14 protein-coding genes, 2 pseudogenes and 1 riboswitch are annotated in these 14,871 nt (G+C 47.0%); of the genes and pseudogenes, 1 reads left to right on the top strand and 15 read right to left on the bottom strand.

Features of this window, described 5'->3' with window-relative positions; translation table 11 throughout:
- Positions 1 to 216: pseudogene (locus A4E54_RS14650) on the bottom strand (CRISPR-associated endoribonuclease Cas6); the annotation flags it as partial.
- Positions 217 to 593: 377 nt separating this feature from the next.
- On the opposite strand from A4E54_RS14650, the gene A4E54_RS14645 reads away from it, so the two are divergent.
- Entirely contained in the window at positions 594 to 857 is a 264-nt protein-coding gene (locus A4E54_RS14645) for a hypothetical protein (RefSeq protein ID WP_286726546.1), read from the top strand.
- Positions 858 to 1,052: 195 nt separating this feature from the next.
- Here the strand turns inward: A4E54_RS14645 and A4E54_RS14640 are convergent, their stop codons facing one another.
- The 14 genes and pseudogenes from A4E54_RS14640 to A4E54_RS14575 all read right to left on the bottom strand — a co-directional run bounded on the left by A4E54_RS14640 (position 1,053) and on the right by A4E54_RS14575 (position 14,856).
- Positions 1,053 to 1,649 (bottom strand): hypothetical protein, encoded by a 597-nt coding sequence (locus A4E54_RS14640; RefSeq protein ID WP_286726545.1) that lies wholly within the window; start codon positions 1,647 to 1,649, stop codon positions 1,053 to 1,055.
- 35 nt (positions 1,650 to 1,684) lie between these two features.
- A pseudogene (locus tag A4E54_RS14635) lies at positions 1,685 to 1,996 on the bottom strand (YbaB/EbfC family nucleoid-associated protein); the annotation flags it as partial.
- Positions 1,997 to 2,125: 129 nt separating this feature from the next.
- Positions 2,126 to 3,244, bottom strand: coding sequence for an SPOCS domain-containing protein (locus tag A4E54_RS14630; protein ID WP_286726543.1), 1,119 nt, complete (start codon positions 3,242 to 3,244; stop codon positions 2,126 to 2,128).
- 27 nt (positions 3,245 to 3,271) lie between these two features.
- On the bottom strand, positions 3,272 to 4,816 hold the full coding sequence (locus A4E54_RS14625; RefSeq protein WP_240084200.1) for a DUF3794 and LysM peptidoglycan-binding domain-containing protein: 1,545 nt from the start codon (positions 4,814 to 4,816) through the stop codon (positions 3,272 to 3,274).
- Between the two features lie 181 nt (positions 4,817 to 4,997).
- The gene (locus A4E54_RS14620; RefSeq protein ID WP_286726541.1) at positions 4,998 to 6,005 is read right to left on the bottom strand and encodes a CAP domain-containing protein; all 1,008 of its coding nucleotides are present in this window, start codon (positions 6,003 to 6,005) and stop codon (positions 4,998 to 5,000) included.
- 5 nt (positions 6,006 to 6,010) lie between these two features.
- Positions 6,011 to 6,215: riboswitch (cyclic di-AMP (ydaO/yuaA leader) on the bottom strand.
- A 266-nt stretch (positions 6,216 to 6,481) separates the two neighbouring features.
- Positions 6,482 to 6,871 carry a hypothetical protein gene (locus tag A4E54_RS14615; RefSeq protein ID WP_286726540.1) on the bottom strand — a complete coding sequence of 130 codons (390 nt, stop codon included), beginning with the start codon at positions 6,869 to 6,871 and terminating at the stop codon, positions 6,482 to 6,484.
- A 27-nt stretch (positions 6,872 to 6,898) separates the two neighbouring features.
- Positions 6,899 to 7,309, bottom strand: a complete 411-nt coding sequence (locus A4E54_RS14610) for a hypothetical protein (RefSeq protein WP_286726539.1) — start codon at positions 7,307 to 7,309, stop codon at positions 6,899 to 6,901.
- A gap of 88 nt (positions 7,310 to 7,397) precedes the next feature.
- Positions 7,398 to 7,994, bottom strand: a complete 597-nt coding sequence (locus A4E54_RS14605; RefSeq protein WP_286726537.1) for a chymotrypsin family serine protease — start codon at positions 7,992 to 7,994, stop codon at positions 7,398 to 7,400.
- Positions 7,994 to 9,658 carry a recombinase family protein gene (locus A4E54_RS14600; protein WP_286726536.1) on the bottom strand — a complete coding sequence of 555 codons (1,665 nt, stop codon included), beginning with the start codon at positions 9,656 to 9,658 and terminating at the stop codon, positions 7,994 to 7,996. The genes A4E54_RS14605 and A4E54_RS14600 overlap by 1 nt, the downstream gene beginning before the upstream one ends.
- Positions 9,655 to 9,828, bottom strand: a complete 174-nt coding sequence (locus A4E54_RS14595) for a hypothetical protein (RefSeq protein WP_286726534.1) — start codon at positions 9,826 to 9,828, stop codon at positions 9,655 to 9,657. The genes A4E54_RS14600 and A4E54_RS14595 overlap by 4 nt, the downstream gene beginning before the upstream one ends.
- A gap of 138 nt (positions 9,829 to 9,966) precedes the next feature.
- Positions 9,967 to 10,956: a zinc-dependent alcohol dehydrogenase family protein gene (locus tag A4E54_RS14590; RefSeq protein WP_286726532.1), complete on the bottom strand. Its 990-nt coding sequence runs from the start codon at positions 10,954 to 10,956 to the stop codon at positions 9,967 to 9,969.
- 1,341 nt (positions 10,957 to 12,297) lie between these two features.
- Entirely contained in the window at positions 12,298 to 12,690 is a 393-nt protein-coding gene (locus tag A4E54_RS14585) for a transposase (protein WP_286726531.1), read from the bottom strand.
- A 25-nt stretch (positions 12,691 to 12,715) separates the two neighbouring features.
- Positions 12,716 to 13,120, bottom strand: a complete 405-nt coding sequence (locus A4E54_RS14580) for a hypothetical protein (RefSeq protein WP_240084191.1) — start codon at positions 13,118 to 13,120, stop codon at positions 12,716 to 12,718.
- Between the two features lie 806 nt (positions 13,121 to 13,926).
- Complete coding sequence (locus tag A4E54_RS14575) at positions 13,927 to 14,856, bottom strand: prenyltransferase/squalene oxidase repeat-containing protein (protein ID WP_240084190.1); 930 nt, start codon at positions 14,854 to 14,856, stop codon at positions 13,927 to 13,929.
- Between the last annotated feature and the right edge of the window lie 15 nt (positions 14,857 to 14,871).

Here is a 14,871-nt window from a genome sequence, read left to right as displayed (position 1 = left end):
AGTTCCTGCTGTTCTGTCAATGAAGAACTTGCCCATAATTCGCGAGAAGGAAAACATCTTAAAACGCCTATTCCCCGCAGAGTAACCTTCGTCATGAATACGGGAGGCGACATCTTTGGGTAGTGCCGCGTAAATAGCCGACTGAACGAAATAATTATATTGGATAGGGAGGGCCGGTGAAGACGGATCTATTTTCATATTTATATAAGCATGCAAAGAAAAACCCTCCTAAGTAAACCAAATTCTTAATACTATGTTATCATCTGGGCATAATTAATATTTATCGTAAAGTATAAGGTTTTTTATATTATTTTGGCTCTTAATCGACTTTTTGCATTAATTAATTACATTTACTTAATTATATCACCATAATTTGCATATATCTACAAGATAGAACAATAAATAATACTCTTTCCAACAACAACATTGTAGTATATACAACGGTACCACGGGAAGTAACGCATATAAGCGATCAAATAGAACTTAATTTAGCCTCCCCGCCACCCACCCTCCGCCATTCTGTAACAGAATACCCCCGATAAACATAAACTAAAATGACGACAAGGCAGGATAACAACCAAAAGAAAGGAGTTGTGAACAGCTTGTACCGCTTGCTCCCTCTATTGTTTATGCTCGCTGTCAGCCCTGAGTCGGAAAAGAAACTAGATACTCTGAATTCCTTTATCATGGCTACAAAAGATACAGTGTCAAGCATTAAAAGTGGTATCGATACTTTTCATGCGGCGATGATGCCCTTTATGACAGGATCGGCAACCAACGAAACCAGTTCTCCCCCGCCCGCGCAGCCTAAATATGATGCGCCGGGACAAAAAGAAGCAGGCGATTTCGAGGTTTAGTCATGCATTCTTTTATTCTGGAAGAAGGCTGTTTCTTTTTAAACCGGGACTCTCCCCACCGGGCTGGTATTATAAATATCAGCCCGTTTTTTTAACGCGTTATTTTTCGCCATATATAAAATAAACCGCTCCCGGGCAGCATGAACTGCCTTCAAGCGGCAACAAACGATCACATGGTTCGGTATGATCATCTTTTTAGCTTTGCGCTCTTTTGCGTTGATCAAGGTTATCCCATTTCATTATTTTCGGCATTTCCCGGACGGTTTGTTTTTCCCCGCCCTGGTCGTTTTTAGCCGCGCCTGCCGCATTTGACGCATCCTTGGATGCCGCCGGCTTGCCTTTTGAGGATTCAGTCTTGGTATTGTTCTTGGAGCCTGTTCCCATCAAACCCGCCAGCATGTTCATCAGGTTGCCCAAGTCCATATTCTGCCCGCCGAGGGCGCTCAGCAAACTCATCAGCATGGCCGGGTTGAATCCCTGGCCGCCGCTGCCGCCCTGACCGCCCAGCAAACTTGTCAGCATACCCGCCAGATCGTTCGGAGACGGGTTCCCTCCAGTGGCGCTGACCGGCGCCGGCGCTGGTACTGTCGTCGGCGCTGTTACCGGAGATTGTATGTATCCGCTGGAACTGCCGTGATAACGCTTTCCAATCAGATTCAAGATACTGGTAAGGTTGACCGAACACATGTAGATCAACATTGTTTCCTGGTCCATTCCATACTTTGACTGCAGCTCCAGCACCCTTGCGACAGCCTCTTCCAACACGGCGGTTCCTTTGACATCTTCAGCCAATCAACTCACCTCCCCGGAGAAAATTTTCCATCATGTTAAAACAATCCGGGTATACTGGGAAGCTCCATCCCGCCGGTCAACTTGGAGATTTCATTTTTTAACAGATTTTTTGATTCGGCGACAGCTTTGTTGAACGCGTTCGCCACCATGCCTTCCAGCGCCTTGGCATTACCCGGTTTCAACGCGCCCGGGCTGAATTTGATTCCCAGCACTTGTTGCTGGCCGTTCATCACAATGCTGAACATTCCTTCACCTTCGCTGATTTCCACGGTTTTGTTTTTCAGCTCCTGCTGCAGCTTTTGCATCTCAGCAACGATCGCGCCCATATTATTCATCATCCGGTTGTTTTCCCCTTTCCCTTCACAGCCTTATGGCCGCAATGACTCATTATTAAATATATTCGCCCCGCGCTAAAAAAGTTTATAAAAGGCAAAAAAAAAGCTGTTTCACAACAGCTTTCTTTTTTTATTCATGGCCTAACCGCGCTTGCGCATGCATTCCAGCACAACATCGTCAATTTTGACGGTATTGGTGTTGCCCGTGCCGGGCATGAAGTTGAAGCGGACCATGATTGAATCAACACTTTCGTCTGTCACCGGCGTGGCGAACTGAACCTGGGTGTAGGAGTTATCCGGTATGCCGGTGCTGCTTAGCGTTTGCGTGCCGATACCGATCTGAGTGCCGTATTGATCATAAAATACTACTTCAGCGGTTAAGGAGAAATCGCTGGTCGCACCCAGGACATCTTCCCTGACCCAGAAGGTGAGGCGGTACTGGCGGTCGCCGACAATTTTCTTGTGGATCATCTGGAACAGCGCCCCGGGCAACTGGGTATTCAATAACCCGATTTCCGCCGCAAACGACCCGGAATGAGCCGTACTGCACTGGGATACATTGCTCGCGCCCCAAAAGACCGGGGCGTAAGGGCTGGCCCAGGCCTCGAGACCGCCGTCCCTGAGCAGGTTGCCGACGGGAGACTCATCCGGGGACGGGCAGGTCTGCACAAAGATCTTACGGTCTTCCGACACCCTGGCGGTAGCCTGAATGACAGCAGTCTCGTGGATCCGGCAGGCACGGTGCAGTTCCCAGTTCATATCCACATCAACATGACGGAACTGGATAAAAACATCATGTTTATGGCGAATCAGCACGGGTTCATCCAGTTCAACCAACTTGGAAAACGACAGTTCTTCGGCTGTATGCTTGACTTCATTATTTTTATTTACGTAAAAGATTTGTTTGTGTAAAATACCGTTTACAATAATTTTCTTAAGGAACAAATCCCTGTGCGGATGGTGACTGTCGTGATGCACCAGAACGTATTCGTCGTGCTTGCCGTACTTGCCGTGCTTACCATCATGGTAGCCGTCATAGTCATGATAGCCATGGCCATGATGGGCCTCGTCAACAAATACCGGCGTGGCGGTCAGATCGCGGACAGAAGCTCTGATTTTGTCGACCTTGATCGCCAGTTCGGGTAAGGTTAACACATTGTCAATCACCGCTTCCACATCTACAGACTCGATAACCAGCGGCACTCTTATTTCAATACATTTGACCGGCTGGACTTCCGTGTAATAGTATTGTTCGGGCATTTTTTAGACCTCCTTAATAATTTTTAATCAACCCATTGCTTCGCATGGAATCTTAATCACCTGTCCGACGCTGATGACATCCGGGTTGGTAATCTCGGGGTTTTCGGCCAGGATCAGGGCGACTGTCGTTCCATGCGCCGCGGCAATGGTAGTGAGCGTGTCACCCGCCCGAACCGTATAATCGGTCGGAACACAGGTGGTAGGCGTGGGAGTCGGTGTGACCGCGGGCACATAAACATTCAGCTGGGCTAAATCGGTCACCGTGGCTTTGACTTTCAAAACAGCTTCGGTGTGCAAATCCGCGCATTGCAATTGCTGATCCACGTTGACATATTCCGGACTGACCTTAACCTTGACCCTCATATCAGGCTCGGCGTCGGGCACTACCACAAATGTGCGGAAATTCAAACGCTGATGCAGCGCGTGGACAGCCTGGTCGGGCTTGGTGCTGACGTAAACCACTTCCACATCGGCGTGACCCCTGATCAGGACCTTGCCATTGAGAATATTTACTTCCGTTACTTTTATATTGTCTACCCGTGACTCCAACACCTTCATGACATCAGGTTTGGACTGGGGAACCTCAGTGGTTTCTCTCAGAACCACCTGAGTTTCTCCGGAGCCGATTTCCCGGTCGATCTTCAGCTTTACCCTGTCGTAGTCTCCCTCATTTTTCAACTCGGTGGGAACATTTTCAAGCGTCCTGGTTTCGGAAACAAAGACAATCAGTTTGACAATGATATCAGCTGAAAGCTTCGGGCAAGTTACCGGCGCGATATCGGCGTTTTCCACTTCCGCCCGCACATGGACGTTCATTCCCTGCTGGGCTTCGGGAACCTCCACGAAGTCACTGAACTTGATGATACGGTGCAGGTCATGAACGGATTGCCCGGGAGTCATGGACACATACAAAACCTGAAGCTCTACTTCACCGTCCACAATCACTTTGCCGGCAAGGACCCGCTTATCTGTAATTTCCACTTCCGCCTTGATATTCAGGATCTTTTCCACGTCCGGCTTTTCTTCCGGCACTTCGAACGCATCGCTGATAATAACCTGCTTGGTTTCTTTGTCGCCAATCATGTGTTCAACAGTGAGGTCCTGGGTTTCCAGAGCTTCATTCCCGGCCGGGGTTGTTGTAAGCACTTCCATTTCTTCAACATCCATTATTTTTGCAAAAGTGCTGAGCACAGCCGCCACATCAAATTTACATGCGCTGTCTTTACTTGGAGTCAGACTCACATCCTCCACAGTAAAATCGACAACGTAATCCATCCCGGGCTCGGCGCCAGGCACATCGACAAAGGTCGTAAAATTGACATCACCATGCAATGAGTGAACTGATTGATCAGGTTCAAAGGCGACGTACATCACTTGCAAAGTCAGGGTCCCATTAATGATGGCTTTGTCCGGAACGATGCTGACGTCTCTAACTTTGGCAGTTGTTTCTTTTGATAAAATCTTTTCCACACTCGGCTTGGTGTCAGGAATTTCAATCCGACCTTTTACCACGGTCTGAACTCTATTTTCACCCTGGACCAAATTAACCTTAAGGCGTTCGGTTCCAGCCATGATGGTTTCCTCCTTTCAAAATTTTTCTGTACTAATATATGTGAGAAACATACGAAAATGTGCAATAAAGGTAGTCAGCATGCAAAAAACGAAAAAAAAAGAGGACCTGGGTCCTCTACCTTATTTTACTAATATTTTTTTCGCCTTTATTGTTAACTTTTTATGCTCATTTTGCCGTCAATCAACCGGTGAACATCTGCACGAACATTTTCCCGTACGGACCGCCGCTGACGACGCCAATGCCCACTTTGGTATAATTTGCATTTAGTATGTTCGCCCGGTGTCCCGACGAGTTCATCAGGTTGGTGTGCGCGCTGCCAACAGTTGAAGCTCCGGCCAGGTTCTCCCCGGCGTAGCGGTACTGCACGCCGGCCGATTTCATCATATCGAAGGGAGAGCCGTATGTCGGCGATGTATGACTGAAGTAATTTTTATCAATCATATCCTGCGCCTTCATTCTGGCCAGCTTTACCAAGGCCGGGTCCATTTGCAGGGGCTGCAGGCCTGCTTTGCTCCGTTCCTGGTTCACCAGATCGAGCATCTGCTGCTCGTCGGCATTTAACCCGTTAACGGGTTGTGGTTCCGGTGCCGGTGTTGGAGCCGGTTCCGGTGTTGGTGTCGGTGTCGGTGTGGGTGCCGGTGTCGGTGTGGGTGCCGGTGCCGGTGTGGGTGCCGGTGCCGGTGTCGGAGTAGTCACTTTCTGACCGCCGGCAAACAACAAAACGACAATTTTATTGTTGTTTTTCATGATTATTCCAACGCCGATCCGGTCATAAGATGAACTGAGAATGGTCGACCGGCTGCTGGCGGCACATATTCCCTTAAACGCCGCGTTAACTGTGCAAGCCTTGGCCAGGACTTCCCTGGCGCGGCTATATTGCACACCACCCATTTTTAGCATGTCATTGGGAGAGCCGTAAGTAGACGAGTTATGCCCGAAATAACAGTTGGAAGCGATATCCTGGGCCTTAATCCTGGCCAGATTTGACAGGACAGGGTCAACAGTCAGCGAAGCTTTGCCAGCGTCATGACGCGCCTGATCAATCAGGTCAGCCATCGACTGTTCATCAGCCGTAGCTGCAAGGCTGGCGTCAGCCGTTGCCGGGGCCGCCGCTCCCATTGAGAGTACCAACGCGAAAATAAACAAGGTAACAACCAAACCTAACGTCAGGTTCCTGGAACGCCGCATAAATTTACTCCTTTCTTTTGAGCCTCCGGGGTTAGCTGACGGGTTCGGTAAAAGACAAAACCCTACCCATTCGAGTCATGAGATACAAGACATGACATATCACATGGAAATGCCCTATGTCTGGGTCTTGCTGATGACTTTACCGGGATTCACCCCATAAACCGGTTCCCCCGTACCCGGATATTTTCCGGGATTCGGCCGCTTGTATTTAATTGGCTTTGCCTTAACGTCTGACGTCTGACGTCCGCCAAAAGACGGCTGTTTAAAGAAGCATTCATAAAAGGGCTTGTACAAGTTTAATATACCGGCGAATGGGGTCTCATGGCAAAACGGGTAATTTAAGAACATCCATCGTAATGTTAACTTTTTTGGGATTATCCTGCGGCGTTGTCAGATGGCCTCCAAATTAGGGTCCATTGTCAAGATGCGGCAAAAATTTAACAAATAAAGGCCGGGCTTCCCGGCCAAAATTGAGGCTAACGACAGTTGTCAAGATCCCTGGCGACTACATGAGCGTCTATGAATAACAGTTTAAACAAGGTTTCCGCTTCCCTGGCCGCGCATCCGGAAAGGAGAATTCTTACTTGACCGCCTTCGATAAGTTTCCGGATGGCCTGGTAGGCTCTGCCGTGCGGCGGACCGGCGCCGGGGGGCTCCTCGGCCCCGGTCCCTTCACTAAGTCTCAGTGCCGCTAGAAATCCATTATTATAGCCTAACGAGCTTCCCTCGGTATATCCTTTTTCAAACCCTGACTCAAAACCCAGGTTGTAACCTAAATGATAACCAAAATCCTTGCTGGTATGGTATGATTCCTGCCGACCACGGGTCCAAAACTGTTCATTTTTCCCGCTTTTTTCTTCGCCCATGGCTCCTGCCCTTTCACTAATTTTCCCTTAATATGTACCCACGGCGTTAGGGGCGTAAAACACCGCCCCCAGACCTTCAGTAAGAACCAGACATTCCAGCCCATCCACACCTTCCACAAAACAAGTCAAGATAAATAACTTTTTTTTCAAACCTTTGCGAAACCGTTTCACGATCAACTCATCAAGGTTGCTCAAGGTGCTCACCATTTGCTGCGAGCTGTCCACAACAAGCGAATACCGGCCGTCCGCCTGTTTGTTCAGGACAATCTGAAACGGCATGTTCTGGTCACGAACAGATAACTCGTTGATCTTATCAAGATATTGTTGAGCCGCTTTCATGGCTTCTTCCCTGTTATGAAAACTCGGACCGATTGCCGGGATATCTTCTCCCAAAAAAGCCAGCGCCACATCACCGGACACAACCGCTTTCAGTACCATAAGATAAGCCTCCCCGGTAATCAATATATGGTTCGGCTGAAACAAAGGTGAGGAGGATCAGCTAACATCAAACAAACCGCAGCCAAAGTTAAACGAACTCAATGCCAAGCCGCTCTACAATATTGCTGATCCGGTTAAATATGGTCAGCTTATCCGAACCGGCGAACAGCAAACCCACGACTTCGCACTTTTCATTCAGAATTAACGCCCCGCTGTCTCCCGGTTGGGAAGGCATATCAGTCACTACCTGATCAGAAAACCAGACTTTTTCCTCCTCTTTCATTTCCACTTGCAGCGTAGTGCCGATAGATTTTACCACGCCGCTGGTCAGGCCGGTGGTTCTGCCGCTCTTTTGCACCTTCTGGCCGGGCTTGATATCGTTTATCCCTTTTATTTCACCAATTTCCAGAATGGCAGGTTTGACCAGATCGGCCGAATCAAGTTTGGCCAAAGCGCAATCCACGGTGTTTTCAGCCGTGTAATTTTTGTAAAAGCGTATTTCATAATCCCGTTTGACCAGGTTGAGCACCCTGGTGCCCCCGCTGGCCAGGGCCAAAGCCACCGGGCAGTCGGATTTCGCCACGTTTTTTAACAGCGGCACATAACGCTGCAGCACACCGATGCGATCCTTCAGCGTGCCTCCGTCATAAGGCCCGGGCTGTGCCACTGCATGGAACAGGATCATTAATTATATAATATTATCAGCTTGATTTTCCTATGCGCAATCCCACTCAATCGCTCTCCGGTAAAAATTGAAGCCAGGCCGTATTTTTCTCTGACATGCTCATTAATCTCCTCGCCGTTTTCAATAATAATAATTTTATTAATAAACTTCTCCAAAAAAAACCTGTCAAGGTCAGCCGCGTTTATTTGCATCCGCATAGAACTGATTTTACGCATATTATCTTCTATCCGACCGGCATTCATTAGCTTTTCATCCAACCTGACCATACCGGCCTCCAGGACGGCTATTTCTTTCTCAATCTCCGCGGCGGCCTGAAGATAAAGTTCTTCGCGGATATTTCCTTTGACCCTGTCAAGATAAACCGTTTTCCGCTGCCGTTTCTTTTCAGTTATTTTATTTTTCAGCCGCTTTGCCTCTTCGTTAATTTGCGCGGCGGACAGTTTTAAACTTTTGTCATACGCATCCGCCAGCAGGTTTTGAAGATCTGTTTCCCCGCCCATTTGCTCAATATCTTCAATGAGACAATTGATCAATTTGTCTTCCAGTATGTGATGGCTCGCGCAGCCCCCTTCTTTCCGCCCGAAATTATTATACCGGCCGCAAACATAATGAGCGGGACGGTTTTTCTTCTTTTTATGAACCAGATACGCCCCGCACGCGGCGCAAACCAAAAAACCGGAGAAGAGATGCTGCCCGTCCGACTTGTTCTTTTTTCTTCCTTCCCCTTCCCGCCACCTTTTTATACGCACTCTTTGCGCCATTTCGAAGGTCTCTCTGGAAACTATCGCTTCATGAGTGTTTTCCACCACCACCCACCTCTCCGGCGGCAGCCGCCGGGTCTTGCGCAGCTTGAAGGATACCTTTTCGCTCACGCCCTGGACCGTGTCGCCGCAATAGACCCGGCTGGTGATGATCCGCCTGATGTGCTGCTCATTCCAGCGGGCGGACTGCTTCGCCCCGGGGTAATTTTTCTCCTGGCTGGGTGTCGGTATATTCATGCTTTGAATATAATCGGCCAGCGCCCGGTAGCCCCAGCCGTTGATGTACATATCGAAAATCATTTGAATAACCTTTTGGTAGCGCGCGTCGACTACCAGCTTGTTTTTTTCGCTTGTGGATTTCAAGTAGCCGAAATGCGGCCTGCCCAGGTATTCACCGTTCTGTTTTTTTCTTCTTAAGTTTGCGCGCACCTTTTTCGAAATGTCCCGGCAATAGTGCTCGTTAGCCCACGTCTTGATGCCGACAATCTCGTCATCGTCCGCGAAGCTGTCGTAATTGTCAACAATCGCAATCAGGCGCACATTGTTACTGATAAGAAAATCAAGGAAAGTCAAGGTCTCGCCGTTGTTTCTCCCCAGCCGGGACAGGTCTTTCACCACCACTGTTCCGACAAGGTTGTCCTTAATATCGTTGATTAACTGAATCAGGCCGGGGCGGTCGAAATACACCCCTGATTCGTCATTATCCACATACAGCTTTGATTTCCCGAATTTATTCTTTATAACAAAACCGTTCAACAAATCGCACTGCGTTTCCAGGCTCTCGTCTCGTTCCCCGTTTTCATTGACACTAAGCCTGGCGTATACCGCCACCAGTTTTTTCCTGGTCCCGGCACCGGCTCCGGTTATGGGTGATCTGGTAAACTCGCGGTCCAACCGGATCACTTCCCCTGCGACTTTTCAACGACTTTATCCGGATCAGCGGATGAAGAAGCGGCGGCAAGCATTTTTCTAAGCCTCCTGTACGCCAGAAAAACAACCATATCGTTAATTTTCCCCTTGTCATTCAGCACCGAAAGCCGCTCACGGTTTTCAATGATCAGTTTTTTCTCCACGAGATGCACCTCCTTATTCTAAATTTATTCAAACAGGGCCTTGTCCGAAAACAAGCGGGAAAATAAAAAACCCCGGCACCCTCAGGATATAATCTGAAAGGGCGCCGGAGCAAACCAGGCCATCCATATGGCGATCTTCTATTCATCCACCACCAGCACGGCAGCGCCGCTGATTTTGCCGCCGCGCAAGGCGTCGAGCGCTTCATTGGCCGCGCTGAGGGGGAAAGGCCGCACCTCGGTGTGAACCGGAATCCTGGGTGCTAAAGCCAGAAACTCTTCTCCATCCCTGCGGGTCAGGTTCGCCACGGACCGCACGGACCGCTCGCCCCAGAGGATTTCGTAAGGAAACGCGGGGATGTCGCTCATGTGAATCCCGCCGCAGATCACCACCCCACCCTTTGCCGTGGCGCGCAGCGCGGCCGGCAGCAACGCGCCATCCGGGGCGAAGATAATGGCCGCGTCCAGTTCCTCCGGCGGCGTCTCCCGGCTGTCCCCGGCCCAGACGGCGCCCATGCCGCGGGCAAACCGCTGGGCTTCGAGATCACCCGGGCGGGTGAAGGCATAGACCTGACGGCCCTGGTAGCGGGCCACCTGGGCCACGATGTGGGCGGCGGCGCCGAAACCATAAATGCCGAGGTGCATGGCCTCACCCGCCATCATCAGAGACCGGTAGCCGATCAGGCCGGCGCAAAGCAGCGGCGCGGCCTGCAGATCCGGGTAGTTTTCAGGAATGGGAAAGCAGAACCGGTGGTCCGCCACGGTATACTCGGCATAGCCGCCGTTGATCTGGTACCCGGTGAACCGCGCCTCGCCGCACAGGTTTTCCCGTCCGGAAGCACAATAGCGGCAATGGCTGCAGGTATAACCAAGCCAGGGCACCCCCACCCGGTCGCCCGCGGCAAATTGCCCGGCGCGCTCGCCGGCCGCCGCCACCGTGCCCACGATCTGGTGGCCGGGGATCAGGGGCAGCACGGGTTCCTTTAATTCTCCGTCCACAATATGCAGGTCGGTCCGGCACAATCCGCAGGCGCTCACTTTAATCAAAACCTGATCCGGCCCGGGCTCGGGCACCGGCACCTCAACAGCGCGCAAAGGCCGACCCGGCGCTTTCAAAATCATCGCAAGCATTGCTACCACCTCTCTTAATATACCTCGATTATCTTTACATATCTAACGTCATACAATGGGATTTGGTAACATTACGTTCGATGGTATAGGAAAATTGGTGGTTAACTACCCCACCCTATCCTAAATGATCAATAATAAAATTACTGGCAATAAAAGTATAAATATTCCTATAATAAAACATATTAAAGAAATAGTATAATATTTTTTACTACTTTTCTTTTTTGATTTTAAGTAAAAACCTTTAATTAAAAAAGCTATGGCTATAATTGCAAATACATATGGCAAATATACCATAATAATATAAATACTGCTTTCGAAATTCCCCAACTATTTTAACCTCCCATCGTGTTAAACAGAGTCTTATTTTATCTCGTTCTATTTGTAATTTTTTCCATGTTTATATATACCACTTCATAAGTTATATATGTTATTCCATATTCAGGTAAAATTACCTTCAATATATACCTGAAATGATACTTTTATTTAGTATAAAATTTACTTTATTTACCAATATTTTGTCCATAAAATTTTTTTTAGAAGTTTAATTTTAATCACAATTGAGATATCCTAACATAAGGATAATTCCCCTTATATTAGAGATATGCAGACATAAAAAATAGTCTTTGTCTCTCTAATGTAAAGGGAACTCCCTCCCTTAATATACTTCGATTATCTTTAAATATCTTCCTCATTCTTAGTTTTTCACATTATGGTCGGATAGCCTTACTCTTGTTATTTACATCAATGTGTAATTATGGATGGCGATGTATGAATTAAACCAAGACCGCGTGATTTTTTGTATCATGGCCAATGGGATTCCACATCGTCTCCTGGCAGCAAACTCCGGGTAGAAAGGCCACCACTCGGTGGCCCAACCCCCTCGGAACCCGGCGTGCAGATTTCCCGCACCGGGCTCTTCGGAAATTGACTCACAGCATCGCGTATGAGGCTCATGTTTCCATGGATAGATTCAGTACCCGCCAACCGCTTCCCCATGTAGTAGGCTTTCCCTACTGGTTAAGTCTTACTACGGCAACCATTGCAGATTGCAAGGTAGTATTGAGCTTTCAAGGCGCAACTCCCACATCTTCCTGGGTCTTGCCCTAAATACCCTCTTCATGCCTATCCAAGAGGTGGAACGTCAGTAATGCTCCTAGACCGGGTCTATGCCCTCATGGTAAAATTCAACCTGACTGTGCTCTCCGTTTTCAAAGAACGTTTAAAACCTTCAAGTTACTATTTGAGACATTCACATCTTCGCCTGGATGGCTGCGGCACTTTCCACTCGGCGACAATGTGTTTTTGTTGCTCTACATCGTTTGTCAGGTGCCACCGGTAACCTTATGCGGTTTTTTTAGCCGACTGTTGAATATCGCCCATCATCTTCTCCGGATTGTAGTCAACTCCCTTACTTAAAATGGTGTAGAATATCCGGATTAGCTTGCCACAGAGAGCAATAATGGATTGCATCTTGTTTAGCGGGTTATTTTCCCTTGTCTGGTTACGGTAATGCAGTTCCTGGAACTCAGGGTTTTTACCCAGGATGGCAATCATGGCCATGAACAACCCATGCCGTAATCGCTTCCGTCCCCGGTGACTGATAGTGGTCTTTCCTTTATGTTTGCCGGAGCTGTTCTCTACCAGGTTACAACCGGCCAGTTTTTGTATCTGGCGCAGATGTTCGAACCTGTGGATATCCCCGGCTTCACCGACAAAGGTTGTTGCCGTAACCAACCCAACTCCCTTGATACCTAGAAGTTTAACTGCGTTCGGTACCTGAAGCAGCAAATTCCCACATCAGTTGTTCCAATCGTTCATGCTGCGCATGATACAATTCGTATTCTGCAAGCAGGTTCTGCAGGCCGGCTTCTGAAGCTACATGACCGTTTGTTCTGCCGATGCTGTTGGACGCTGCTTTTACCAGCGCTTGCGCTCTTTTTATACCTATGGATCGCTTGACAACTGTCCTCCATGTAGCCAGTATTTTTTCCGCACCCGCCTCCAAAACCTTGGCCGGTGTTGGAAACATTCGAAGTGTCAGAAGCGCTGTTTTTCCTGTCCATTTCTTAAATACCCCTGTAAACTCTGGAAACCGGATGTCCAGCCAGCGAATAACTCTGTTGTGGATAGCATTCAGCCGCTCTTGCGCATTGAATTTTTGCACAATTTAAACGAAGCATAAAAATACTTATTAACCATATTTATAGTTGTATAATCTTCTCTGTAAAATAAAATATAAGCTAAGATAAAAAAAGGAAATTACACCACTGGGTGGAATAAGATGATATTAAAGTATTTTAAAAGAAATGGGTGTTGATAAAATGAGAATACTTTTAGTGGCGGCATTTATTTTTTTTGTCTGTTCAACATGTGGAATAATAATTATAGTTCGCTATTTTAAGGATTTAAAAAGAAGAATACGGAAAATAGAAGAGACCCTTAATAATTTAAAAAAGGATGCATAGTCAGGGCATTTAATTATCCATGTTCTGTTGAACACACCCCGGCTGGTAAAAATAGACCATCCGGGGCGTCTATTGTAATATGAAAACGACCATCTTTGACCTTTGAAGCGAAAAATTAAAACAGTTTCTTAAAAAATAAAGGACCTGTTGATGAATGCCACTTTTTTAGCATTATAATTTACGTAGGGCTTGCTGAATAGCCCAAATTTCCAGTAGTAACAAGGGATTACCGGTACTATTGTCGAATTATTATACAAGGAAAATAAGCTTATGCAAAAAGCTTGCACTTGGAGGCGAAAAAATGTACCGACATTCCACTGGCCAGATGGTTTTTGAAAGCTTCATACTACCTTTCGAAGGAAAACTCCGCACAAATGGAGAAAGAAGAAATTAATAAAAAACATGACAATAGAAGTCGTTAAAAACAACCTAAATATTTTCATCGATCTACCACCTTTAGTAAAACTTATTACTACCCACCAAATTAATTGTTATACTATTCACCCTATTGCGATTTTGCTAGCATAATTCCCATATATGTAGTTTCTAATGTAAGATCATTAGTTTCTACTTTACCTCGTGGATACAGATAGAATCCCCCTAATGGGTTTACAGCACCATTTAAGAAATCTTTTAAATTATTACTATTTAGTTTTTCATTAGCAAGCTCATATGTCTCATGAGCATAATAAGTAGCTAATATATCCGCAATACTTACCTTGGTATTTCTTTTGAATGTACCCTGGTTAACAGAAAATGACTGCATTTGTCCTAAAGCAATTTTAATAGACTTGTTATCGAGTTTATCATTATTGAGTTCTTGTGATAATTGAAGCGCATCTAGTACGACTGCTGGATTTAAGCCGGATTCGCTTTCAGGTTTTTTATTGTTAAGAGCCTCAACTACGCGCTTAGTAAATTTTTCTTCAAGATTACCTGGTAGAACGCCTTGATACTTGCGATATAACTTAACAAAATGAGTAATTACAGAAATGGGCGTTTCTGGGCGATCCCAAATCTCCATAGCTGTATTTTGCACAAGTATATCGTTAATTATTTTTGAATCAATATCGATTTTACGGAGTTCAGCACTCTTGATTGTATAGTATAGAGACTCATTTTTTATTAATTGTTCCGACAAAGTTATACTCTTAGAATCATCATGGAGTTTATTTAGCCATTCCTTTATACACAAATCTATTTCAGCCGCATGAGTTGGTTTCGCATTTATACTATTAAGGATAGATAAAGCGTAATAGGTGGCTTTGGGGGTTGGGGGCGCTGCAACCTGACTTATCCATCCGCCATCATGACTACGATTTAAGTCAAGAGTGCTAATCAAAGCGTCCTTTTTCGGAAACCCTTGTTTCCAATACAATAGGATCTCCGCCACTTGAAAGGTCGCCTGAGGGTCAAAAATTTTGTATTTATCCATAGCAGCAAACCCACC

This window comes from Pelotomaculum sp. PtaB.Bin117, assembly GCF_002067195.1.
Lineage (GTDB): Bacteria > Bacillota > Desulfotomaculia > Desulfotomaculales > Pelotomaculaceae > Pelotomaculum_D > Pelotomaculum_D terephthalicicum.
The sequence above is the reverse complement of the archived record's forward strand: the minus strand, read 5'-3'. Positions and strand labels throughout refer to the sequence as shown.